25 protein-coding genes, 1 tRNA gene and 1 pseudogene are annotated in these 23,268 nt (G+C 38.0%); 8 read left to right on the top strand and 19 right to left on the bottom strand.

Translation table 11 applies throughout. The features are described 5' to 3' along the window. The first annotated feature begins 345 nt into the window (after positions 1 to 345). From M1381_03565 to M1381_03540, 6 genes are all read left to right on the top strand, one after another. Positions 346 to 969 (top strand): FmdE family protein, encoded by a 624-nt coding sequence (locus tag M1381_03565; protein MCL4478165.1) that lies wholly within the window; start codon positions 346 to 348, stop codon positions 967 to 969. Positions 970 to 1,186: 217 nt separating this feature from the next. Next, a complete protein-coding gene (locus tag M1381_03560) occupies positions 1,187 to 1,801 on the top strand; it encodes an FmdE family protein (protein ID MCL4478164.1) in 615 nt (204 codons plus the stop codon). 128 nt (positions 1,802 to 1,929) lie between these two features. After that, the gene (locus M1381_03555) at positions 1,930 to 2,706 is read left to right on the top strand and encodes a tetratricopeptide repeat protein (protein ID MCL4478163.1); all 777 of its coding nucleotides are present in this window, start codon (positions 1,930 to 1,932) and stop codon (positions 2,704 to 2,706) included. A 160-nt stretch (positions 2,707 to 2,866) separates the two neighbouring features. Then, on the top strand, positions 2,867 to 3,103 hold the full coding sequence (locus M1381_03550; protein MCL4478162.1) for a hypothetical protein: 237 nt from the start codon (positions 2,867 to 2,869) through the stop codon (positions 3,101 to 3,103). 54 nt (positions 3,104 to 3,157) lie between these two features. Further along, on the top strand, positions 3,158 to 3,589 hold the full coding sequence (locus M1381_03545) for a phosphatase PAP2 family protein (GenBank protein ID MCL4478161.1): 432 nt from the start codon (positions 3,158 to 3,160) through the stop codon (positions 3,587 to 3,589). Between the two features lie 31 nt (positions 3,590 to 3,620). Then, positions 3,621 to 4,955 (top strand): outer membrane protein transport protein, encoded by a 1,335-nt coding sequence (locus M1381_03540; protein MCL4478160.1) that lies wholly within the window; start codon positions 3,621 to 3,623, stop codon positions 4,953 to 4,955. A 108-nt stretch (positions 4,956 to 5,063) separates the two neighbouring features. Here the strand turns inward: M1381_03540 and M1381_03535 are convergent, their stop codons facing one another. The 19 genes and pseudogenes from M1381_03535 to M1381_03445 form a co-directional block, all read right to left on the bottom strand. Continuing rightward, the gene (locus M1381_03535) at positions 5,064 to 7,526 is read right to left on the bottom strand and encodes a fibronectin type III domain-containing protein (GenBank protein MCL4478159.1); all 2,463 of its coding nucleotides are present in this window, start codon (positions 7,524 to 7,526) and stop codon (positions 5,064 to 5,066) included. Between the two features lie 270 nt (positions 7,527 to 7,796). Beyond that, positions 7,797 to 9,035, bottom strand: a complete 1,239-nt coding sequence (gene tig / locus M1381_03530) for a trigger factor (protein ID MCL4478158.1) — start codon at positions 9,033 to 9,035, stop codon at positions 7,797 to 7,799. A 26-nt stretch (positions 9,036 to 9,061) separates the two neighbouring features. Continuing rightward, positions 9,062 to 9,142: transfer RNA gene (locus tag M1381_03525), tRNA-Leu, on the bottom strand. Between the two features lie 7 nt (positions 9,143 to 9,149). Then, a complete protein-coding gene (locus M1381_03520) occupies positions 9,150 to 9,701 on the bottom strand; it encodes a DUF2889 domain-containing protein (GenBank protein MCL4478157.1) in 552 nt (183 codons plus the stop codon). A 20-nt stretch (positions 9,702 to 9,721) separates the two neighbouring features. Beyond that, positions 9,722 to 10,516 (bottom strand): 16S rRNA (cytidine(1402)-2'-O)-methyltransferase, encoded by a 795-nt coding sequence (gene rsmI, locus M1381_03515; GenBank protein MCL4478156.1) that lies wholly within the window; start codon positions 10,514 to 10,516, stop codon positions 9,722 to 9,724. Beyond that, positions 10,500 to 10,871, bottom strand: coding sequence for a YraN family protein (locus M1381_03510; protein ID MCL4478155.1), 372 nt, complete (start codon positions 10,869 to 10,871; stop codon positions 10,500 to 10,502). The genes rsmI and M1381_03510 overlap by 17 nt, the downstream gene beginning before the upstream one ends. 18 nt (positions 10,872 to 10,889) lie before the next feature. Further along, a complete protein-coding gene (locus M1381_03505; protein ID MCL4478154.1) occupies positions 10,890 to 11,417 on the bottom strand; it encodes a hypothetical protein in 528 nt (175 codons plus the stop codon). Further along, positions 11,414 to 11,554, bottom strand: coding sequence for a hypothetical protein (locus tag M1381_03500; GenBank protein MCL4478153.1), 141 nt, complete (start codon positions 11,552 to 11,554; stop codon positions 11,414 to 11,416). The genes M1381_03505 and M1381_03500 overlap by 4 nt, the downstream gene beginning before the upstream one ends. After that, positions 11,547 to 11,774, bottom strand: a complete 228-nt coding sequence (locus tag M1381_03495) for a hypothetical protein (GenBank protein MCL4478152.1) — start codon at positions 11,772 to 11,774, stop codon at positions 11,547 to 11,549. The genes M1381_03500 and M1381_03495 overlap by 8 nt, the downstream gene beginning before the upstream one ends. After that, positions 11,771 to 12,271 (bottom strand): shikimate kinase, encoded by a 501-nt coding sequence (locus tag M1381_03490; GenBank protein ID MCL4478151.1) that lies wholly within the window; start codon positions 12,269 to 12,271, stop codon positions 11,771 to 11,773. Before M1381_03490 ends, M1381_03495 begins: the two co-directional genes overlap by 4 nt. Positions 12,272 to 12,277: 6 nt before the next feature. Then, positions 12,278 to 13,462 (bottom strand): chorismate synthase, encoded by a 1,185-nt coding sequence (gene aroC / locus M1381_03485; protein ID MCL4478150.1) that lies wholly within the window; start codon positions 13,460 to 13,462, stop codon positions 12,278 to 12,280. Further along, positions 13,462 to 16,026 (bottom strand): type IV pilus secretin PilQ, encoded by a 2,565-nt coding sequence (gene pilQ / locus M1381_03480; protein ID MCL4478149.1) that lies wholly within the window; start codon positions 16,024 to 16,026, stop codon positions 13,462 to 13,464. Before pilQ ends, aroC begins: the two co-directional genes overlap by 1 nt. Before the next feature lie 12 nt (positions 16,027 to 16,038). Next, on the bottom strand, positions 16,039 to 16,569 hold the full coding sequence (locus tag M1381_03475) for a pilus assembly protein PilP (protein MCL4478148.1): 531 nt from the start codon (positions 16,567 to 16,569) through the stop codon (positions 16,039 to 16,041). Positions 16,570 to 16,582: 13 nt separating this feature from the next. Beyond that, a complete protein-coding gene (locus M1381_03470; protein MCL4478147.1) occupies positions 16,583 to 17,185 on the bottom strand; it encodes a type 4a pilus biogenesis protein PilO in 603 nt (200 codons plus the stop codon). A 15-nt stretch (positions 17,186 to 17,200) separates the two neighbouring features. Beyond that, on the bottom strand, positions 17,201 to 17,785 hold the full coding sequence (locus M1381_03465) for a PilN domain-containing protein (protein ID MCL4478146.1): 585 nt from the start codon (positions 17,783 to 17,785) through the stop codon (positions 17,201 to 17,203). A 2-nt stretch (positions 17,786 to 17,787) separates the two neighbouring features. Beyond that, positions 17,788 to 18,760: pseudogene (locus M1381_03460) on the bottom strand (pilus assembly protein PilM). 98 nt (positions 18,761 to 18,858) lie between these two features. Beyond that, complete coding sequence (locus tag M1381_03455; protein ID MCL4478145.1) at positions 18,859 to 19,068, bottom strand: helix-turn-helix transcriptional regulator; 210 nt, start codon at positions 19,066 to 19,068, stop codon at positions 18,859 to 18,861. A gap of 69 nt (positions 19,069 to 19,137) precedes the next feature. Beyond that, the gene (locus M1381_03450; protein MCL4478144.1) at positions 19,138 to 20,037 is read right to left on the bottom strand and encodes a hypothetical protein; all 900 of its coding nucleotides are present in this window, start codon (positions 20,035 to 20,037) and stop codon (positions 19,138 to 19,140) included. Between the two features lie 13 nt (positions 20,038 to 20,050). Continuing rightward, positions 20,051 to 21,415 (bottom strand): sigma-54 dependent transcriptional regulator, encoded by a 1,365-nt coding sequence (locus M1381_03445; protein MCL4478143.1) that lies wholly within the window; start codon positions 21,413 to 21,415, stop codon positions 20,051 to 20,053. Between the two features lie 322 nt (positions 21,416 to 21,737). Here M1381_03445 and M1381_03440 point away from each other — a divergent pair, with 322 nt between their 5' ends. Together M1381_03440 and M1381_03435 are read left to right on the top strand one after the other, a co-directional pair. Next, the gene (locus M1381_03440; protein ID MCL4478142.1) at positions 21,738 to 22,523 is read left to right on the top strand and encodes a hypothetical protein; all 786 of its coding nucleotides are present in this window, start codon (positions 21,738 to 21,740) and stop codon (positions 22,521 to 22,523) included. After that, a complete protein-coding gene (locus M1381_03435; GenBank protein ID MCL4478141.1) occupies positions 22,520 to 23,215 on the top strand; it encodes a hypothetical protein in 696 nt (231 codons plus the stop codon). Before M1381_03440 ends, M1381_03435 begins: the two co-directional genes overlap by 4 nt. The last annotated feature ends 53 nt before the right edge of the window (positions 23,216 to 23,268 follow it).

Below are 23,268 nucleotides of genomic sequence, written 5' to 3'. Positions count from 1 at the left end.
TGAAATCTTTGGTATGAAAGTATATATCAAGAACAAGAAAGGAGAGCTTATTACCCAACCCCATGATTAGATTTCTGGATGACAAGATGATACCTATTTCGGTTAGATTTTTACATGACTTGACAGGACGAATAAACAAATTTTGCCTGCTAGTGACGCACATACAGATTATTATGTAATTTTACCGGGTCAAAATAACTTTCTGTCAGAGTATGCTTGACATGTCCAGGATTGTTCTTAATATATCACTATATCGTGATATAAGAATGATAAAGCATACAGCGAAATAAAAGCTTGACATATTGTAAGTAATTGATAACTTAGTCATAAAGGAGGAACGTAAAGATGTTTCATTTACCAAACTATGCATTTGATTTTCACGGGCATAAATGTCCTTTTATGCCCATTGGATACAGGATGGGGTCTTTAGCATTGGAGAAACTCGGAGTTGGAAGAAGCAAAAACCATGAGATGCACGTATTTTCCGAGATGGGTATAGGACACTCGCAAGGATGTATGCAGGATGGAATCATGTCCGCGACAGGAGCTACCTTTGGGAAAGGAATGATAGAAAGGCTCAATTATGGAAAGATTGCAGCTATTTTCTGGTATCCCAGAAAGGGCGCTTTAAGAATCGCATTGAAAAACGAATTCAGTGACAAGCTGTCAACGCATGAGTTTTTCAAATATCGCAAGCAGGGAGTCGAGCCTTCTGATATACCGGAAAAGGTACTTGATGATGTGATAAAAGTTGTACTTGATGCGACCAATAACGAGCTGTTCAATGTGAAGGTGCTGCCTGATTTCAAATACAAACCCGTAAAAAGCTCGTTCAATAAGGGAAAATGCGACATCTGCGGCGAGTATGTGTTTGAACGGTATCTGAGGCACAAGGACAACAAGATCGTTTGTATCCCGTGTTCGGAACGTACAAAAGAAGAGACAATTATCCATTTACCACTTAAATAAAACAATACGGTTTCACTGTTGAACAGAAAAGGAGGCACTATGTTGTTTCGGCCAAAAATGATTGTTTTACTGATACTCGCTAAAAGAGAACGTTCATAATCCGGCGATCTTTATCCGCCAACGGATCATAACATTGCAAAGTAGAAAGAATTTTCAACGATACAGAGTTAACCGCTTATTATAAAAAGACTAAAATTAAAAAAAGGAGAATATGATTATGATTAAACCGAGAGAATATCTTGAAACAGGTTTTAAGCTTCATGGACACAAATGTCCTGCCATGCCGCTCGGACTGAGGGTAGGTGCAGCGGCAATGAACGCATTGGGAGTAGAGCGTGCAACCGACGGCCAGCTCCTGGCGCTTGTTGAGCTCGGAGAGGCACATTGCTCCCACTGCTTCGCAGACGGGATACAGGTGATAACCGGTTGTACCTTTGGTAAGGATAACATAAAGCAGCTCGGATACGGCAAGTTTGGCATTACGCTTGTTGATGTTGCGAGTAAAAGGGCCGTTCGTGCTGTGCCAAAGGCAGAGGTGCAGTTAGCAACCAAGCAGACAGAGTTCTTTAAGAATTATAGAGAGAAAGGCATTCCGGCATCAAAAGTACCGGCTAAAGTCGTAGAACCGTTAATAGAGATGGTAATGGATAAGGCTGATGAGCAGCTTATGATTATAAGCCCGATTTTTGAATATGCAGTTGAAAAGGGTGAAGAATCATTCGCATCATTCGTGTGTGAACAATGCGGGGATATGGTCGTGGAAAAATACGGACGTATCTATAATGGATTAAAGGTATGCATCCCGTGTCAGCAAAAGTTAATGGCCGGTTAACCCCCTAAAAGTGCATTTGAAGAATAGGGGAGTTGATATAATTAGTGATAGTATACAACGCGTAGATATTAGATTTATCGCAAACTCCCCTATTGCAATTTTTGGATAAAAAAAGAGGAAATAAAGATTTGAACAAGCAAACGAAAACTATTGCTGTATTCACGGGGCTAATAATCTTTACCGTTTTATTTGCCGGCAATGTATGTGCCATAACGCTTTATGATGCGGAAAATATGTTTAATAATTATGATAAGAACATTGCGAATCTTAAAAAATCTATAGATATGTTCAATCAGATTATCAAAGAAAATAGAGATTCTAACATCATATATGATGCATGCTGGATGAAATCAAGAGCTTACGCTACAATGGGTGATTATCCAACGCTTACAAGTACAGATGCCTTGAATGATTATGAAGCAGGGAAAATATCCGCAGAAAAAGCTATAAAAATAAAATCCGATGGTGAGAAAGGATATTTCTGGTATGCAGTAAATTTAGGTAAAGCCGGTCAACTTAAAGGTGTGCTGAATGCTTTGTTTATGCTGCCAGAGTTTGAAAATTACATGGGCAAAGCATATAAGCTTAATCCGTATGATCCATGGGTCCTGGTGGCGTATGGCGCATTGTATTATGAATTGCCTTGGATAGTCGGAGGCAGTAATTCTCAGGCACTTAATTATCTCAGAAGGGCTTTGGCCGTTGATTCTCATTTTACCGTGGCAATGGTATTAATGGCTAAGATTTACATCAGGGAAGGTATGTTTGACAAGGCAAGACCGCTAATAGAAAAAATAATAAATTGTAACATGCCTTCTTCAAGGGCTGATTGGCTTATGTCCGACAAGCCTGCTGCACAGGGATTATTAAACTATATAAATGTATCATTTCAACTAAAACGATAAAAAGACTTGACAATTGTAAGTAATTGATTACTTAATATATAGACGATATGAAATTTAAGGAGAAAACATTTTGAATTGAAAAAACAGGCTTATAGACATTATGCGGGTTATATTAAACACCGGCAACAGGTACAGCAATTAAAAAAGAAAGGAGATAAACATGAATTACATAAAACATAATACGATAGAAAAAGACATAGATCTCCGTACAACCATAATTGATTTTTATTTGAAATACGAAAAGTTTCTACTTCCAGTATTTATTGCTGCAGTATTAAGCATAAGCTTTTATTACCTCGATTGGCACAATGAGCTTTTATGGAAAAGTGGAGTACAATTTCATGTATTAAGAACAGGACTGGATCTCTTAATACCTTTTGTACCTGGCTTTGCATAGATATATATCTTGTATTATATTTTCTGTTTTACCCCGATCTTTATCATAGATAATATGAGTATCTTTCGGAGGATAGCACTGGGATACTTCTTGGAAGGCATGATATCCTTTGCCATATTTGTTATCTATCCGACAAAAATGATACGGCCGGAAATAGTGGGCAATTCAATCAGCGATAAACTTCTTACGATGGTGTATCACACGGATCCAGGGTTTAATGTGTTTCCGAGCATGCATGTGGCAAACTCATTGTTTGTGGCACTCATATTATATAGGTACAACAAAAAGATCGGCTTGGTCTTCTGGGTAATAGCCCTGCTTATTTCGGCATCCATATTTTTTGTAAAACAGCACTATCTCGTCGATTTTATCGGTGGGGCAATTGAGGCAATAGCAGTTTACTTAATAGTGTTCAAAGGATACAGTCCTTATCAGAAAAGACTAAAACAAAACCCCGATGTATACAGCATAAATAATAACGCGTAATTCAAATAAGCTATAAAAAGGAGAAAATACAATGATAAAAAAGATAGTACCCTTAGTGATCATATTCTTAATTTCGTGTTCATTAGCCTATGCTGATGTATTTGATCTTTTCGGTGTCGATTCAAAAGGTATTGCAATGGGTAATGCGCGTGCTGCTTCTGCCGATGATTGGACTGCAACATACTATAATCCAGCGGGTATTACACAAACAAAAGAATCAATGGGTGCACAATTCCTGATCGCCTTTGATCACCTATATACAAAGCCGTTCGGCTCCGGTCTTCAAAATACAGACGATACGAATATAGAAGGGCTTTCTGCCGGAATTACCCATAATTTCGGACTAAAATTTTTGTACGTGGGTATTAGTGTTTATACCCCTTTAGGGGATGTCATGCAGCAGAATGCACATTACCCGGATGCAAGTGAGGCGTTTTTTACAAATAAGCTTTATTTTGAGTTTCTTGAAAATACAACAGAGCAACAGATTATCCTGCCTACGATTGCACTCAAGATATTGCCCTACCTCTCAATAGGCGGCGGCGTATCCTTATTTATCAAGTCAATGACATACTCTTATGAGTACTTTCCCAATCCGCTTAATCAGTCAATATGGTATATGAATATAGCTAATACGCAGAAGTATACCTATGTAGCAAACCTCGGTATTCTATTTAACCCATCCGATCGTTTCAAGGTTGGTGCATCATATATGAGTGCAGACGATTTCCCTATAGTGGGAGCGGCTTATGTTCATATGCCGCAATCGTTCAATATCCCTGGGCTTATATCAAATCAATTCACACAAACAATAAATCAGATACTGTTTTATACACCAGCGCACGCATCTATAGCTGTTATGTATAAGCCCATAGATGATCTTGAATTAGACGGCGAGCTTACATGGGTAGGATGGTCAGGTTACGTAGACAATCATGGGGTAAAGCCGCAAGATGAATCATACACTGATCCAAAAACAGGTGTTACCTATCCAGGCCAGGCGTTTGATGACATATATATACCGAGGATAGGGGTTAATTATAGGCTTAATTCTTCGTGGCACATTATGGGAGGTTATTATTACGAGCCGACACCTGTACCTCCTCAAATGAGGAGTACCAACTATGTTGATAATGTACAAAATGTCATTTCAACAGGTGCAAGCTATGTCCAGCCGTATGATGACGGGTTTCTCACCTATACTGTCCATTTGCAGGGCATTATACTCGGCGACAGAAAAACGTACAAAAGCATAGCCGTTGATGCTGACCCGCTAACAGCGGGCATCCAGAACCCAGGTTATCCAGGATATGAGAGCAAAGGTTATATAGTCGATACAGGGTTTGAGATATCTTATAAGTTCTGATGAGTTAACTGGGTGAGCTTGTTTCTTTTTTTACCGGATTTGCCGGTATATAAAAACAGGCAGCGGCTTTGCCGCTGCCTGTTAATCACGTTAACCTTCCTATGTCCTTTATGGTGTCCACTGTGTTTGATATTGAGCAGAGTTGCCATAACTGTCTCTAACTCCGATCAACCACAGATAAGTGGTTCCTGAGGTCAAGCTGGTCTGGGATGCACTATTGTTAGAGTTATACGGGTCTGAAGTCGAGCCGTTTGATGGAGTATCATACCAGATCATACCGCCAGCGATCGATCCTATCCACAGATAATAAGTGTACGGGCTTGGCGGCGACAATGGTGCATTCCATGTAAATGTCGGCTGTGTAACGCCATCGCCATTATTTGAAGATGTGGGAAAGGTAGGTGTAGGAAAGCTGTCCAATACGCCTGTAACAGAGGCATTCAGATTTTCTGTAGTTGTATCAGTGTATGTTACCGCAAATGAATAAGTATCTCCTATCTTTGGTACGTTTGTTGACAAAGTAAAAGACCCGAGGAAACTTCCATTATTGCCATTAGTTCCTGGATTGCCTATGTCAACCGGAACTGCAACATTCGGTCCTGCTGTCAGCGTAACTGCCACCGGCAGTTTCATTTCCCCACGGATATTGGAGCCCAAGTTATAGCCGTTATATGTTGTTGCTGAATAATGCTGTGTTGTGACCGAAGCCAGCGCATTTGCACCTGTAAGATTAATGTTCTGTGTCACATCAGCATTGTTTACTGTTACCTGCTGGGCATTGCCGGATATGCCCTCTGTAATATCTCCAATGTCTATTGAACCGTCATTATTCATATCATCAATAACATATACATAATAGGTTCCATTCGTAATGCCTGCAATATTATAGGCCTGTGTCATTGAAGGGGAATTAATACTTTCGAGCCCATAGAATACAGGAGGACCATTTGAGCCTAAGGTCCCTATGGCTACATATAAAGGACCTGTCAGTGTAACATTGGATGTGATAATCCCGGAAACAGAATAAGCACCGGTATTAGCCGCAACTGTTACGGGGAATGTTGAAGAGCATGGACCTCCAGTACCTCCTGCAACCCCCTGGACAGAGTAATAGTATGTACTACCGTTAGCAAGCCCGGTTTGGAGAAAAGCACCCATACTATTTGCGACCACAGATGTAACGCCGCCCCCTGTCGTACTACACGGTGTGTTTGATGTACTCCAGTACACATTATACGAATCAGCGGCTTCAATGCCGTTGCTATTGGTTAAGGCATTCCATAAAGTTAATGCTGTTCCTGAACCAGGATAAACTATCAAACTTGGCGCTGATAATGTAATGGTTCCCGGATCAGAAATGGGAACGGAAACACCCGAGACATTGGAGAAATTTACTGAAAATGATGTAGAAGTTCCGGTAGGATTAGAGGCATGTAACGTTCCCGTTCCTATATTATCTAACCATGCGCTAAGTACATAGCTGCCACTTGGCACACCGCGAATAGTAAAAGACCCTGTTTGAGAAATGCTGGTTCCATAGATCGTACTCCCGCCACCGGTATCATCAACATTTATATATATCCTGCCCTTTTTTAACCCTGAATACGTAACTGTACCTGAAATATCGTTGCTGTCCCACGGTGTAGCACTTACCTGACCTGATGCTATACTTTCACCGTAGCTATTTACTGCTGTAACTATATAGTAGTAGGTAGTATTATTAGTAAGCCCTGTCTGAGTAAACGGACTTACTGCATTAGGGATCCTTGTGCCGTTTGCCGGGGTTACACCCGAGGATGTCGACCAATAAATATTGTAAGATGTCGCGACTGAAACACTATTCCAGCTAATCGTTATCTGTCCATTGCCTGCATTAGCCGTAACACCTGAAGGAGGCGAAGGCGGTATGCCGGTAAATGGCGTTGCAGTTGCCTCAGTAGAATACGCGCTCTCACCTATGCTGTTTACTGCTGTTACAACAAAATAATAAGGTATACCGTTCGTTAAGCCGGTTACGGTATAACCCGTTGTTGTGGTTGTCCCTACCGCCGAGTATGGGCCGCCTGAGGTCGTTGACTCATATACCCTGTAACTCGCTGCACCGGATGAAGCATTCCATGTTAGTGAGACCTGCTGATTAGAAGGGCTGGCAGTTAAGCCGTTTGGCGGTGCCGGTGGTGTTGGGGCTGAAGTTGGTGTAGCACTTGCCTGATTTGAATCTCCGCTCTCACCAGCACTATTAACGGCTGTTACAACAAAGTAATAAGGTATACCGTTCGTTAAGCCGGTTACGGTATAACCCGTTGTTGTGGTTGTCCCTACCGCCGAGTATGGGCCGCCTGAGGTCGTTGACTCGTATACCCTGTAACTCGCTGCACCGGATGAAGCATTCCATGTTAGTGAGACCTGCTGATTAGAAGGGCTGGCAGTAAGATTCTGCGGCGGATTTGGTTTTGAAGATGTCGAGCTTTTTGAACTACTTCCGCACCCTGATAAAACTAACGATCCGATCAATAGGCTTGAGACAGTAAGAAATAAAATAGTTTTTCTTTTGTTTTTAAATGTCTTCATATTCTCTCCCCTTTTTTATTATTTCATAAAATGACATTATTCTTCCAGCATTGAAGTTATATGATATTATAACAGTTTAAAAAATAAAATACAATAGGGAAGACTGTATCATGAGGACAGACAAAAAAGCCGTAAGGCAAATGAAACAATTAGTTCCGGTATTCCTGGAGAATAACAAAACTAAGGGATAAAAATGTCGCCTTCATATAAAATCCGGTGCAGTACGGTGGACGTTATAATAGCTGCATTTTGATTAGCTTTTACTTAGTTTTATGCCTTAAATTGAGCATGTTGCAGTACCAACTCAAGAATTTTGTCATCTATTATCTGATGCCGTAAAGAATCCATTGAATTATCTTTCTTTAATTTTTCGGTAATGTTTTCTGCGGTATCATTGTTTTGTGTTGCCACGTTTTCAATGGCTGTTTTTAATTCCTCTTCACTGACGACTATATTTTCCTGAGATTCAATTGCCTCAAACAATACATTTATTGCGAAAGCATTTCTTACGAACTTCTCAAGATCCTTAAACCTCTCTTCTATTGCTTTTACATCACCTGTTTGATATGATTTCTGGAGTTCCGAATCCTTTGAAGCAATCTCTTTCAATTTCTCATTAACAATAGATTGCGGTAAATTTACAGGATATTTCTTTAATAAAGCCTCTCCTATCAAATTACGGTAGATGACCTTGTTAAATGTCTTGATGTCGTATTCAATCCTTTTTCTTATATCTTCCCTGAGTTCTTCAAGAGAGTTGTATTTACCAACAGCTTTCGCAAACTCATCATCTATTGGTGGATACTTGATATATTTAATTGTTTTTAGTTCTATACTGTAAATCTCTTTTTTCGCCTTGTTGATAACCTTTCTTTTTTCGCCAACAAGCATACCAGGCATTTGCTCATATATGGTTTTATCAAGACGTTCATCGAGTGCCCACTGCAAGTCATCGTAAACTTTTTTTACCCTGCCTTTTTCATCCGATACTATGAGTTTTACGGATGCAAAATCTTTATCACGTAATGGTCTCACCTCTTCAATCGGAGTGAGTACACCGTATTTTTTATGAAGGTCTGACAATGCAGCATTCATCTGTTCATCGGTAACTTCAGGCTCTGAAAGTTTTTTAAGCTCTATAGCTTTGAAATCTATATTTGTGATTTCAGGTATGTTTTCTATCACTACGATGTATGAGAAATCTCCATCAGGTTCAAAATTCATTTTTTCGACTTCAGGAGAACCTACCGCCTTTATATTCGATTCCCTAAGTGCATCATTAATGGTATGCTCTATAAGTTCAATACCCGTCTCATATTCAATATCTTTTTTAAACCTTTCCTCAATTATTTCTTTTGGTATTTTACCTTTTCTAAATCCCGGTATGCTGGCTTTTTTACTAAATTTATCAAATTCTTTTTTTATCATATCCGCGGTCATATCCTTTGGGATAACCACAGATATTCTCTTTCTTACATCACTAACCGTTTCTACATTTACAATCTTCATCAACAAATCCTTTGCATTAATTTTATTGCGAGGGAGGGGAGTTGAACCCCTACGGTTATCCCACTAGATCCTAAGTCTAGCGCGTCTACCAGTTCCGCCACCCTCGCTGTTTACCTATTGTTTAAAATTTATTTTCTTTATAGTCAACTCAAGCAATTCCGGTTTTTCATCCTTTTCGCTAAATGCCATACACGTATTTCTTAAAGTAGGATTCGCAATACCAACCTGCCTCGATTCCTCAAGCTCCAGATGTACATCACCAATGATCTGTTCGCCTATAAACGAAGAAATTGCACCGAATAACGCCCTGAAGCTCGACTCAAGCATCTCAAAGATGTGTGTGCATCCTTCCGCCCTCGGGTATTTTTCTTTTACATCTTTCAGAATACCGCGTTTAAATATGTTTAAACCTATGAGTCTTTTTACACCATTATTAGACAGCTCACATACTGGATATGGAATACGCTCCATCCTCGCGGCTATATCTTTTATTGTAAACTTTTCACCATCAACGAGTATTATTATATGAATGTCATGGTAATCGTCATGCATCTTTGAAACTGCAAGTATGTCCTTGTCGGGCCTGTAAATCTCGGTCGTTACAGATCTGCCAAAATTCTGTTTGCGGTGTTTCGCAAGTGTAGTCAATCTCTCAAAATCATTCATGTTTTACCCTTCTATTATAATTATTTATTAAACAACCTTTTATAAATCTCTCTTTTATCGAGCCCTGTTAATGAAGAGGCTATCTCAAGCAATCCCTTTTTATCATATTCTAAAAAGTCTTTTTTGCTGCCTAAACCCTCGCATTCTACAATAATCGTATACTCTCCTTTGATTATATCCATACTCCCATATTTGCTTATAATATCTTCCGGCGTCCCCGACAAAATCTGTTCATGCATTTTTGTCAATTCTTTAAATATAAACATTTTGCAGTCTGCTTTCAAATCATTTATTACCCTTACAGTATTGAGCAATCTATGCGGAGATTCATAAAACACCACCGGTAAACCAAGATTAATAAATTTATTAATAATCTTTTTCTTTTTTAAAGAAGGTCCGGGTAAAAAACCAAGAAATATAAATCCATGCTCAGTCATACCGCTTACCGAAGCTGCACAGGTAATTGCAGATGTCCCTGGGACCGGGACAACCTGTATATCGTTCTCAAAAGCAAGCTTCACAAGATAGGCACCCGGGTCTGAGATACCCGGTGTACCCGCATCCGTAATATATGCTAAACTTTTACCCTGCTTTATGTCGTTAAGGATATGCAAAGCCTGTTCTTTTGTTGAGTATTTATGAAAGCTCTTAAGCCTCGACTTAATATTATACCTGTTTAAAAGGATCGACGATGTCCTTGTATCCTCACATGCTATCATATCAACACTGCGAAGAATGTTTATTGCTCTGATAGTGATATCCTCAAGATTCCCTATCGGGGTTGAGACTATGAATAGTTTAGCCGAATTCTGCATCAAACGCATTTTTTATAATTTCTATGGAATTGTCTGGATTTATTACCACCACATCAAACCTTACAGGGCTATTCTCTAAGTGATTCTTTTGAATGTAAGTCATTGCTGTAAGTGTAATTCGCTTTTTCTTCTTTTTTACAATAGATTCTTCAGCATTCCCATAAAACTCTGTATTTTTACTTCTTACCTCTACAAAAACCGTATACTTCTGATCACCTGCTATTATATCGATTTCACCGAATTTTGATCTATAGTTTCTGTCAAGTATCTTATATTTATTCTCTTTCAAAAAACCAACCGCGGCATCTTCACCTTTATTCCCGACCTTTCTCTTATTCTTTTCATAATCATGCATCTAAAAATGGTTTGGCATTTAATTTACCGATATGTTGACCTGTACCGGTGTTGCACTGCCGGAAGACACTTCAATATATGTAGTGTATGTAAGAGGTTCGGCAGTCCCTGTAAATGCAATAGGTGATGTAGAGCATTGATTAGTTATACAAAGCATTACACATATAAGACTTGTACCTTGACTGTTTGTTGTATTATAATAAGGTGCCGGAGATGGATTACCCTTATCAAGGAATCCCAGATATCCTACCCCTCCGTTCATTTCACCTAACGCGTATGGAGAATCATATTTTACCTGTATACCATTCATAGGCAATAAATTAGTATTACTCTGTGTAACACCAGGCTGCTGTACCTGCGATGGACCTGATACAGTGGTTATAATACAGTAATCCTGAGACGGGTTTTCATTGGGTTGATATGGTACACTAATACTGGATGGATTAATGCTTAACACAGCAGTATTCGGAGCTTGATTAGCACCGCAACCCATAATAGCAATTATTGAACCAATTAGCATCGTTTCAAAAAATAATCTAAACTTCATAGTCTAACCTCCGTTAATATTTTTTTAAATTCATTTTTCCCGAGTTTCATAACCCGTAGTTTATCTATCTTCTCAAGTAAAACCAGATTTATCATTCCTCCGATATCCTTTTTATCATAATCTATAATTTTACTCAATACGTATTATATCCTTTTTTTGTTTTAAGATATCTAACGCAGATTCAATTGTAGATATATAAAGGCGTTTTACCACAAGATTAATCAGCACGATTAAATTCCTGAAATCCATTTCCTTAATGTAATCGATCAATGAATGAATCGTTAATTCATCCGTTATAAGTATTTTATAGCCGCAATCGTTCATGCTGATTTTTACATTTATTACATCGGTATTCATAAAACCTTTTTAATGATTTCATCCGCAATCTCATCATGAGAACGGTTATCCGTTTCAATAACAATGTCCGATTCAAGATATCGCCCTTCTCTTTCTTGTAAAAGTTTCCGTATAGTCAAAAGTCTATCCCCATTTCTGAGAAGCGGTCTATTCTCGGTGTTGGCAACACGCCTGTAAAGAGTTTCCGGACTTGCTTTAAGATAAACGACTTTACCCAATTTCTTTAAAAAATTAAATATATCGTAATCCATTACAGCTCCGCCGCCGGTTGATATGACAAACGGCTTCGTTACCCCAATAGATAAAATAATTCTCCTCTCTAATGCCCTGAAGTAAGACTCTCCCCGCAAAACCATTATATCAGATATGGACATAGCATCCTCTTGTTCTATGATCGTATCCGTATCCATAAAATTCCTTCCGCTCTTTTTTGCTACAAGATTTCCTATTGTTGTTTTGCCCGATCCCATCATTCCGACCAATATAATGTGTTCCATACATAATTAATATTTTTCCATATAAGATAGATACGATTTATAGTTTCTCTTTAGTTCAATTATTGAATCTCCACCAAATTTTTCCATTATCGCATTTGCCAATTCTATTGCAATCACTGCCTCGCCTACAACAGACGCAGCAGGCACAGCGCAAATATCCGATCTTTCCACAGCAGCATTGCCCGGTTCCTTCGTTACAACATCCACACTTTTAAGCGGTTTATAGAGTGTAGATATAGGCTTCATGTAAGCCCTCACTATTAGCTCTTCACCATTTGTCACTCCGCCCTCTATGCCGCCAGCCCGATCCGTTTTTCTGAAAAATCCATAGTTACCTTTATAAAAAATCTCGTCATGCACATCCGAGCCATATTTAAACGCATTTTTGAAACCATCCCCCACCTCTACTGCTTTTATTGCCTGCACACTCATAAGTGCCATCGCTATTCTTGCATCGAGTTTTCTATCCCATTGCACATAAGAGCCTATACCGGGAGGTACATTTGTTGCCCTGATTTCAAATACACCTCCAAGAGTGTCACCGTTCTTCTTCGCACCTTCAATTTTTTTTACAGCATTGAGACTTGCCTTAGTATCAGGCATCCATAACATATGTTGATCCGCTGCTATAAGCCTGTTTAGCTTTTTAAGGTATTTGCTGCCGAGTGATTTTTGAGGAAGAATATCTTGATCTATATTTATGTCACCAATAGATACAACAAAGCTATAAAGTTCTATATTAAGTTCTTTTAATAATAATTTAGAAAGGCTTCCTACCGAAGTTCTGATAGCGGTTTCCCTCGCACTTGCCCTTTCAAGAACATTCCTTAAATCGTGATGGTTATATTTGATCCCGCCGGATAGATCGGCATGTCCTGGTCTCGGAAGGGAAACAAGTTTTTTTTCTGAGGCTATATCTGGATCCATAATATCCTGCCAGTTGATAAAGTCCTTATTCTCTATGTACAGTGATATGGGTGATCCCAACGTATACCCGCCTCTTACGCCGGATAAAAGAATAATCCGATCTCCCTCGATTAACATCCTTTTCCCTCTACCATAACCGCTTTGTCTTTTGGATAGTTGTGAGTTGATTTCATTAACATCAACAAAAAGACCCGCAGGGAATCCATCAATTATGGCAATCAGCCCTTTACCATGGGATTCCCCGCCAGTAAAATACCGAATCATTATTGATTAACTATTCTCGGTGTAATAAACACTATCAGTTCGGTAGTTTGATTTGTTGATGAAGTATTCTTAAATAACCAACCTATAATAGGGATTTTGTAGAACCACGGGACACCCGATACCGTTTTTGAACGCGACATTTGATAGATCCCTCCAATCACAGTAGTTTCTCCATTCTTTACCAAAACTTGCGTATTAGCTTCTTTCTTTGATATACTCGGGACACCGCCGGCGCTGAGTATTGATGTATTAGGTGCATCATTCTCCACCTGAATCTTCATTATAATGCTGCCATTGGCAGTTATATGTGGGGTGACTTCAAGACTTAACACTGCATCTATAAATTGGGTCTGCGTACCCATCTGAGAAACTGTCTGATATGGTATTGATAAACCTTGCTGAATCTTTGCCTGAGTATTATCGAGTGTTGTTACCTTAGGGCTTGATATGATCTTACCTTCACCGGTTTGTTCCATAGCGCTTAATTGTAGATCCAGTAAGAAACTATTCGTGAGGTTACCAAACGTCATACCTATACCACCGCCACTACCAACACCTACTGCTGCAGGAAGATTTACAAGAAAATTACTACCGCTCGAGCCTACACCGCCTGTTAAAGGATTAGGCACACCGGTTGAGGACGCTTTATTGATTGGTCCGCTAATACCAATAGTGTTTGGGAAAGAAAGCCCTGTTGCATTACCATAAGCAGGACTTGCGTTGTAAGTACCGCCCCATTGCACTCCAAGTTGTCTTGAAAAATTCGTATTAGCCTCAACAATTCTCGCTTCAATAAGAACCTCCGGTGTCTGAAGATCAAGAGCTTTAACAAGCTGCTCAGATTCGCTCACAACCTTCGGGACATCCTTAACAATAATTGAATTGGTCCTTGTGTCAATATTTACACTGCCTCTCGAAGTTAGAAGGGTTTTTACCTGTGCAGCCAAGTCTGAAGCTTTTGCATAATTAACGGGAATAATTCTTGTAACGAGCGCTTCAAGTTTTTCCTGTTTTTGTTTAGATTCGAGTTGAGCCTCTTCTTCCTTCCTTAGTTCTGATAATGGGGCTATCCGAATAATATTCCCAACCTGAACCATACCGAGCTTATTTGTTTGTAGTATAATATCAAGTGCTTGATCCCACGGTACATTGATCATTCTAATTGTAATTTTACCCTGGACATTTTCACTTGTAATAATGTTTTTATTGGCAACTTCTGCTATTATTCTTAAAATATCCTGGATATCCGCATCTTTAAAATCTAAAGAAATTTTTCTGCCTGTATAATATTTTTTCATTCCAAGTTCTGCCGGTGAAAACATGACAGGAGATTTTGAAACTGAAGAAATCTGTTGAGGAGGCGGAGCCCCGGGAATCTGGTTTTCGGGTTGAGAGATAATAACTTTACCTTCTGCCTGTACCCCGGAACCAACAGACACAACCAACTCGTTACCTTTTTTATTTATTGCATAAGATGGAAATTGCGATCTTTGTGTATCAAAAACATATCTGACCTTATCGGGATACTGTCCAATCCTCACTCTTTCAACATCGTTCGTCCCTACCGACACCTCTTTTTGAGGATATAGACTACCCACATTCAGAACATCAATAACCAATCTTGGAGGGTTACTAAGACGAAATGCGTTATAATTACCTATTACACCATTACCTATAAGTTTAACAACTGTTTTCCCATCTGATGATCCATACTTTACATCAATTATCTTACTCGCCACAGGCTGCTGTAATGCTTGCTGCGAAGGAGGCTCCTCAACAACAGGTACAGCAGGTGTTACAGTGGTTTGAGGAGATTCAGGCATAAGTGACGGCTGTTCTGGCAAAGGCTGTTCTCCCAACGGCTGCGCTGCTGGAGGCTGTGCAGTCTGTGTAACAGATTCTACAGCAACCGGCTGCTCTTCAATAGCTGGTGCAGTAGACATTGTACCCGCTTCCTCCGGGGAAGGAATTAATGACTGTGACTGCCCACTCAACGGCTGAATAGACGGAGCAGTTTCTGCTAATCCCTGAATGGGTTGTAAACCTTCCTGGGTTCCCGGGGTACTCTGGGTTTGCGGCGACATCTCCATTCCTGTTGCAGAAGGTTCTCCAAGTTCCGGTAACATATTATTTGTTGATGAAGTAGATTTTTTAGAGACATTTATAATAAGATTACTACCCTGCACAGAGCTGTTATAATCTACAAGCTTATCCAGCCCTATCTCGATTCTGCCACTATTGGAGCCTTTACCTTTGTTTACGGTGATCTTATTTATTACGCCATTGTCTATCGCCAATTTCTTTGATACCTCTGAAATATCTACATTGGTTAAGTCAACCGCTATCCTTAACGGATTAGTCATCTTAAATATTGTATAAACAGGAGGAAGGCTGCCTTCTATAGTTATTATTGTTGCATTACTTTGATCAGATATATCTATATTGCCTATGATATTTTTATCTCCACCTGGTACAGGTTTTGCCCCACCACACGAGCCTATAATAGTTATTATTATCAGCAAAAAAGATGCTAATAAGATTCTTGTTTTTACTCCTGTATTCATTTTATGCCCCCTTTATTGGGATGTTTTCTTTAACTGCATTGTAACTTCGTTTGTTTTTATTTTACCTGTAAAAACATCTGTATAGTTTTCAAGAATAATCACCCTATCATCGAGTATTCTGACTATTTCACCATTATTTTTACCGATTTTTGCTCCCTTGCCGACTATATAAGTCTTACCCGTTGGATCTTGAATTATCGCCTTTGCATCCGATACACCCCAGATTATACCTTTTAATATTAGTTGATCCAATGAAAATTGTTGTAATGGGGTAAGCTGTGCCGATGGTTTTATTTTTGATATATCAAATGGTTCAAATGGATCGGGTTTGCCTGCCGGATTATAAGTATAAGTAAATTCATTTTGTTGTGTTGTACCCTGTGTTGCTGTAACAGCAGTAGTCTTAGGTTGAATCTGAGTTGTTGAAACCGATAACGGTTTTTGAATATTAACCGGTTTTGAAACTGTTTTGCTTTTACAGCCCGATATCAACAAGACCAACAATATTAAATTGAGAAACCTAAATCTGCTTATTTTTTTCATACATTACCCTTTTTCATTTTTTACCTGTTGTGTTGGTTTTCTGCTCCACAAATCTGAAAACCGTTGTTATAAACGATGCGTTTAAAATAGTCTTACCTATAGAAGATTGTCCTTTAATTTTTAAATTCAGAGCCGAGACATTCACTATCCTTTGAAGATGCGTTAGCTTATCAAGAAAAGTAGCAATATCCTGATACCGCCCTGTAACATTTATACTAACAGGGATTTCTGCATAAAATCCTTTATTCTGTTCTGCCTGGGGCTGTATTTGCAATACATTTATATCGGTTGTTTTAGCAAGCGTATTAATAGTGAGAAGATATTTATCAATTTCTTCCGTATTGGGTAGTTTCGTTAAAGCCTCTTTTAGTTGTTCATTTAATTTATCAAGCTCATCCTGGAATTCATTAAGATGTGCTGTTATAGCCTGTGTTTCGAGCACTTTTGCCTGAATATTCTGCTCTTGAGCCTTTAGCACTGCCAATTTATTTCTTTCAGCAAAATAACCGGGCCACAAATAAAGGTCTAAAAGAACAACAAGTATCATTATGACACCTATCAATAATATTTTTTGTTGTAAGGTCAATTTTGACAAAGTATTAAGATTAATATCCATAATATCCCCTCTTCATTAATGCTTCTCGCTGAATACATATTTGCACGTAATTCCAAATTTATAAAGCAAAAGATCGTTTGATGTAAATTGCGAGGTTTGCTGAAGTTTAATCTCTCTAAAATAACCATTACGAGACAGATCCTTCATAAATTTTGCTATGGTATCATTATCGAGTGCTATACCCTCCATCAATACAAGATTACCCTGTTCGCTTAAAGAGGTTAACCATAATCTTTTAGAGATAATGCTTGTTTGATCGATTGGAATTGATTTTGATAATTCATCCATTAAAACGACCTGCGCTATTCTATTTTTTTCAAGGGTTTTAATAATGTCAAGTTTTGCTTTTATTTGTTCTTTCTTCTTTTTGAAATCATTGATCTGATTTACAGTTTTGTTAAGACGAAGCATTTCTTCATTAAGTGAAGTTATCTTGGTTGTTGTAGTTGATATCGCATTCTCTATAGAATACTCTAAAAACACAAGAATTCCTATCAGAACAACAACCGCAGCAACTCCAATTATAAGCTGCTGATAAATCGCTATCTCTTTTTTTGATATTCCCTTACTTGCCTGTTTTATTAAGTTAATTTTCATCATAATCAGTCTCCAGACCTTCTTATAGAAAGTCCGACTGCTATTGAAACAATCGGCGATATTTCTTTTATGTAGTTAATATCAAATACCTTGGTATTAACAGCAATATTTTTAAAAGGATTTATAATCTCAACAGGTATACCTGTCCTTTTTGCTATAAGATCGGTAAAATCGGCTATTTTAGCAGTTCCACCACCAATCATAATTCTATTTATTTTTCCCCCCCCCTGTTGACAGATAAAAATCTATCGACCTTTGAATATCTGCGGCAATCGCATCAGAAGCATTTTTTATAATTTCAATCACATCTGGGGTCATTTGTCCACTGCTGTCGGTTTTTCTTTTTTCCGCTTCTTCTCTTGAAATATTTAAGCCTTTTTGTATTTCTTCTGTGATCTGGTTGCCACCTGCCTGGGTTAAATCTCTTGCAAAAACGGGGATGCCTTTATTAACGACATTGAAATTGGTTATACTTGAACCCACATTCACAATAGCTACAGTTTCATCGGCATATTCCGAATAGTTGGCATCAAACATATTCTGCAACGAAAAAACATCAATATCTATTACATCTATATTTAGCCCAGCCTCACTGATAGCGGTAACATAATTATTTATAAGCTCTTTTTTTGCCGCTACAAGAAATACACTCATCTGTCCTTCTGCGGTTGATCTTTCAAGTACCTGATAATCAAGATTTACTTCATTGATATTAAACGTAATATATTGTTCAGCTTCCCATTGTATTGATTCCGCGAGAGCTTCATCCGTAGTAATGGGCATGTTTATTTTTTTCATAATAACAGAGTGCCCTGATACAGAAGTTGCTACAGATTTGCTCTTTATTTTTAAATTTGAAAGTATACTTTTTATTGCATCACTTACAGCAGTGGTATTTATTATATCTCCATCGACTATCGTGTCCGGAGGAAGGTTCGATATGCCAAGATTGAGGAGCTGGTACCCCTTTTTCCCCATTGGTTTGAGTTCAACAAGTTTAACGCTACTTGTGCCAATATCCAGGCCTATTAATTGTTTACCTCCGCCAAATAAAGCCATATTAACTCCTTATTAAATTAATCAGGGAAAATCCTTTCTCTGTCCGTTATTTTTAAACCGAGTGCCTGCATGATCTTCCGCTTAGTATCCACCCTGCATTCTTTTCCATTTTCTGCTCTTGTAATTGTTAAAACAGAAACACCTGATTTCCTTGCAAGCTCAGCTTTACTCATCATAGCTCTTACTCTGTATTGCTTTAAGTTATTTTTGGTATTTTGCCCCTTCATATATGTCATTTATTCATATTTTATTACCAATGTCAAGTAATTTCCGCATAGTTATACTATAATTATAGGTTATTTAATAATAGTTATGCTAAATTTTTGTGCTACCGCTCCGCCAAATCCGTCCGATACGACTATTTTAACAGGAACAACTCCCGATTTTTTAAAATCTTTTGTATCCCAGATAATCTCTCCACTATTATTAACAACCATACCAGGCGGAGATTCTTCCAGTTTGTAAGTAAGTTTATATTGATTCGGATCAAAAGTTTGTATCTTGTATATAAATAAACTCCCCGTGGTAGTTGTTGGAGGCAGAGATGTTATTAACGGAGGTGTGTTCTGAATAAAAACCACATTACTTGATACGCTTGTTCCGTACATCTCTCCGTCAAAAGGAGTAACCACGGCATGAATTGCATCCCCTTGTTTATACGAAGCGCAACTAAATGTATCACCAGTAGCTCCATCAATAATCTTATCATTAACATACCATGTTAATTTATATGTCATAGTATCCATATCCGGATCCGAAGCTTCTATCGATACCATAAGCGTTGTACTGATTGCCGGTCTTGATGGCCTAATAACAACAGATGTAATAACGGGCGGACTGTCTAATATATTTACAGGCGGGGTTGTGATCTCTTTTTGTTTTCCGTCATGATCCTTGTAATTTACAACAGCGGTAATATAATCTCCTTTTTTGAATTGATTCTGCAACGTTTTTGATTCCTCTACAAAATCATTATTCACATACCATTCTATATTATTCAATTTTATAGCTGCCGGTAAGGCGATATTAAGGGTATCGTTTATATGAGGCTTTTCAGGTGTAATCATAAATAACCGTTTTTCGACAGGTGTATTCTGCGTAATACTACCGAGGAACGATTTCTCTGCCGTTGAATTTTTTTTCTCACAGCTTATTAAAATCAAAGGTAATGCCAGTATAATAAATATCTTTTTCATAAAGCCCCCTTTCTCATTCAATATTATACTTCCTAATCTTGTACATCAAGGCTCGTAAACTTATCTCAAGAAGTTTTGCAGCCTGCGTTTTATTTCCAGCGGTTTTTTTTAACGCTTTTTGTATTAACCTAATTTCAAGATTTCGTTGTGCCTTTTTAATTGATAAATCTTTTTGTCCTGTAATCATATCCTCTACACTACTTGATTTAATGGCATCAGGCAAATCTTCAGGCATAATTGTATCATATTCGCTCATGATACACGCTCTTTCTATTACATTTTCAAGCTCTCTAACATTCCCAGGCCAGTCATAATTAATAATGATATTCATGGCTTCATCGCTGAATTTATTAATTGTTTTTTTGATGTCATTGGCAATCTTTTTTAAAAAATGATTTGCGAGTAATGGAATATCTTCTTCCCTTTCTCTAAGAGGCGGTAAATGAATATGGAAAACACTCAGCCTGTAAAAAAGGTCGTTCCTGAATTTACCAATCCTGACTTGTTCCAAAAGATCCCTTGATGTAGCAGCCACAAATCTCACATCTATATCAATGGATCTTGTATCGCCTATGCGCATTATTTGTAACTGTTCAATGGCGCGTAGAAGTTTTACCTGTAAATTAACAGGCAATTCTCCGATCTCATCGAGGAACAAACTACCCTGATCCGCAGCTTCAAATAGTCCTTGCTTATTCGTATATGCACCCGTGAATGCGCCTTTTACATATCCGAACAACTCACTCTCAAGAAGATTCTCGGGGATTGCTCCGCAATTTATTGATACAAAAGTCTTGTTCCTGCGATCGCTGTTATAGTGAATTGCTCTTGCCACAAGTTCTTTACCTGTTCCGCTCTCTCCTGTTATAAGAACGGTAGTCTTATGAACCGCTACCTGTTTGATCTGATTTAAAATAGAAAGTATTTTCGTGCTTTTTCCTAAAATAGAACTAAAATCATAATCTCTTCTGATTGCATTTCTAAGACGGACATTCTCATTGTAAAGTCTCAACCGTTCTTCTGCCTTTTTAATAGTTAGTATTAGTTCATCGGGTTTAAAAGGCTTGGGAATGTAATCATAAGCGCCCTGTTTTATAGCTTCTATTGCTGCATCGATATTTCCGTAAGCAGACATCATTATTACGGTCGTGTCTATTCTGTGTCTCTGCAATGCCCTTAGAAATTCCATCCCATCTATCTTTGGCATTTTTACATCACATAAAACAAAATCATAATGCTGTTTTTTAATCTCCAAAAATGCCTCATCCCCGTCTGAGGCAGTTACAACATCATAGTTATTGGCTTTAAGTATATTTGATACGGCAAATCTTATGTTTTCCTGATCATCAACTACCAGCATTTTTAATTGTACATCCATACTGCTACTAATAGCATGTCATGGCACATAATCTCAAGCAGTAAAACAAGTAAAATATGATTAATGTGTCATGGTACAGGTGCAGGTATTATCAGAACTGCTAAAAATAATGCAGCACGGGTAAGACATTGCGTATACTGAGATAGCGTGCATATAACTTTGTCAACAGGTATCCATACATAGTTATTAAGTCATATCATCACATAACTTCTAAAAGTCGCCATTATTTAGCTTAAACTATCATACAGATCATAACCTCTATTCAAAATACCACTGTGATCAAGATCATTGAAATAATCATAAAACAGTATATAATAAAACTATGAATACAAGTAAAAAGAGATTGGGTGATTTACTCCTTGAGGCCGGGCTTATCGACCAATTCCAATTACGTGCTGCTCTTGCAGAAAGGCAAAAATGGGGAGGCAGGCTTGGTAATAATCTGGTAAAGCTTAAGTTCATAACAGAAGAAAAGCTTTTAAAGTTTCTAAGCCAGCAGTTACAAATACCCTATGTAGCTATAGATAAGATCAAGATCAGCCCATCCACAATCGAATTAATTCCTGAGGAAATAGCAACCAAGAACAATGTCTTACCGCTCGGTATAAAAATAGAAGGCGGTAAAAAGGTATTGTTTATAGCAATGTCGGATCCTACAAACCTTGAATCCCTTGATGAACTTCAATTCGTAACAGGATACACGATAAAAACTGTTTTGGCATCGGATAATGCTATAGCAAACGCAATCAAAAAATATTATAATCCTGTTGAAGAATTTATGCCTGGAAATGCAATACCTGTAAATAATGGTGAACAACAACCACCAAATGAGCCAAAAGTAACAAATTCTTCAAATGCAGAGGAAATGGTTATAATGCACGATGAACCTGGCGGTCAGTCCGTATCTACAACAATAACCGATAATGAATTGCCTGAAGAAGCAAAAGCAATTCTTGATTCAACACTTGGTACAAAAAAGGGGCTATCACAAGAACTCTCAAATACTCTATCGGGTAAGGAAACCAAATCTGTCTTATATTCACTTATAGAAACTTTGATTGACAGCGGTATTATGAAGGAATCTGATCTGAAACAGCATCTAAAATGACTCCACCTGCTCACAAAAAACTTGGTGAGATGTTATTGGAACATGGTATTATAGATCAAACACAATTAAGAGTTGCACTATCGAATCAGAAACAATACGGAGGCAGGCTTGGTACAGTAATCGTAAAATTAGGTTTCTTAAAAGATATGGATATTCTCAAATTCCTCAGTAAACAGCTTGGTATACAAATGGTTGATCTTTATAAGATTACAATAGATAAAAAAGTTCTTAACCTCATACATGTTGAGACTGTGGAAAAATATAATATTTTACCATTAGCAATCAAGGCTGCATCAGGCAAGCCCAGTCTGTATTTGGCAATGTCGGATCCTACAAACCTTGAAGCAATAGATGCAGTTCAGTTTGCGGTTGGTTATAAGATTCAACCCGTCCTCGCGCTGGAATCAACGATTTCTGATTTTATAAATTATTATTATAAAGATAAACCTCTGCCTGCAAAGATTAACGAGCCCATTCTAACACAAAAGGATGAAGAGCTTTCTGTTAAAATGGACAAATATCAGATAGATTCTCATATCAAACAGGATGAACTTGAAAAAAATACTGAAGAACCTTTAGAGAATCAATTGCAGCCATTCATAAAAGCATTAATAGCGATTCTTATAAAAAAGGGCATTTTTACATTAGCCGAATTCAAAGAAACACTCTCGGAGCAAGACAAAAAACATTAAGCCAAATTTTTTTGTTCTTTATTTATCCACCAGCATTCATTGCTGACTTACGC

The sequence above is a fragment of the Deltaproteobacteria bacterium genome, assembly GCA_023382265.1.
Classification (GTDB): domain Bacteria; phylum JAMCPX01; class JAMCPX01; order JAMCPX01; family JAMCPX01; genus JAMCPX01.
This window is presented reverse-complemented; position numbering and strand designations above follow the sequence as displayed.

Bases quoted from the DNA above. Each gene is read 5' to 3' on its own strand.
- M1381_03565 (MCL4478165.1), top strand. From the start codon at position 346: ATGTTTCATTTACCAAACTATGCATTTGATTTTCACGGGCATAAATGT.
- M1381_03560 (MCL4478164.1), top strand. From the start codon at position 1,187: ATGATTAAACCGAGAGAATATCTTGAAACAGGTTTTAAGCTTCATGGA.
- M1381_03550 (MCL4478162.1), top strand. From the start codon at position 2,867: ATGAATTACATAAAACATAATACGATAGAAAAAGACATAGATCTCCGT.
- M1381_03545 (MCL4478161.1), top strand. From the start codon at position 3,158: ATGAGTATCTTTCGGAGGATAGCACTGGGATACTTCTTGGAAGGCATG.
- M1381_03540 (MCL4478160.1), top strand. From the start codon at position 3,621: ATGATAAAAAAGATAGTACCCTTAGTGATCATATTCTTAATTTCGTGT.
- M1381_03535 (MCL4478159.1), bottom strand. From the start codon at position 7,526: ATGAAGACATTTAAAAACAAAAGAAAAACTATTTTATTTCTTACTGTC.
- tig (MCL4478158.1), bottom strand. From the start codon at position 9,035: ATGAAGATTGTAAATGTAGAAACGGTTAGTGATGTAAGAAAGAGAATA.
- M1381_03520 (MCL4478157.1), bottom strand. From the start codon at position 9,701: ATGAATGATTTTGAGAGATTGACTACACTTGCGAAACACCGCAAACAG.
- rsmI (MCL4478156.1), bottom strand. From the start codon at position 10,516: ATGCAGAATTCGGCTAAACTATTCATAGTCTCAACCCCGATAGGGAAT.
- M1381_03510 (MCL4478155.1), bottom strand. From the start codon at position 10,871: ATGCATGATTATGAAAAGAATAAGAGAAAGGTCGGGAATAAAGGTGAA.
- M1381_03505 (MCL4478154.1), bottom strand. From the start codon at position 11,417: ATGAAGTTTAGATTATTTTTTGAAACGATGCTAATTGGTTCAATAATT.
- M1381_03495 (MCL4478152.1), bottom strand. From the start codon at position 11,774: ATGAATACCGATGTAATAAATGTAAAAATCAGCATGAACGATTGCGGC.
- M1381_03490 (MCL4478151.1), bottom strand. From the start codon at position 12,271: ATGGAACACATTATATTGGTCGGAATGATGGGATCGGGCAAAACAACA.
- aroC (MCL4478150.1), bottom strand. From the start codon at position 13,462: ATGATTCGGTATTTTACTGGCGGGGAATCCCATGGTAAAGGGCTGATT.
- pilQ (MCL4478149.1), bottom strand. From the start codon at position 16,026: ATGAATACAGGAGTAAAAACAAGAATCTTATTAGCATCTTTTTTGCTG.
- M1381_03475 (MCL4478148.1), bottom strand. From the start codon at position 16,569: ATGAAAAAAATAAGCAGATTTAGGTTTCTCAATTTAATATTGTTGGTC.
- M1381_03470 (MCL4478147.1), bottom strand. From the start codon at position 17,185: ATGGATATTAATCTTAATACTTTGTCAAAATTGACCTTACAACAAAAA.
- M1381_03465 (MCL4478146.1), bottom strand. From the start codon at position 17,785: ATGATGAAAATTAACTTAATAAAACAGGCAAGTAAGGGAATATCAAAA.
- M1381_03455 (MCL4478145.1), bottom strand. From the start codon at position 19,068: ATGAAGGGGCAAAATACCAAAAATAACTTAAAGCAATACAGAGTAAGA.
- M1381_03450 (MCL4478144.1), bottom strand. From the start codon at position 20,037: ATGAAAAAGATATTTATTATACTGGCATTACCTTTGATTTTAATAAGC.
- M1381_03445 (MCL4478143.1), bottom strand. From the start codon at position 21,415: ATGGATGTACAATTAAAAATGCTGGTAGTTGATGATCAGGAAAACATA.
- M1381_03440 (MCL4478142.1), top strand. From the start codon at position 21,738: ATGAATACAAGTAAAAAGAGATTGGGTGATTTACTCCTTGAGGCCGGG.
- M1381_03435 (MCL4478141.1), top strand. From the start codon at position 22,520: ATGACTCCACCTGCTCACAAAAAACTTGGTGAGATGTTATTGGAACAT.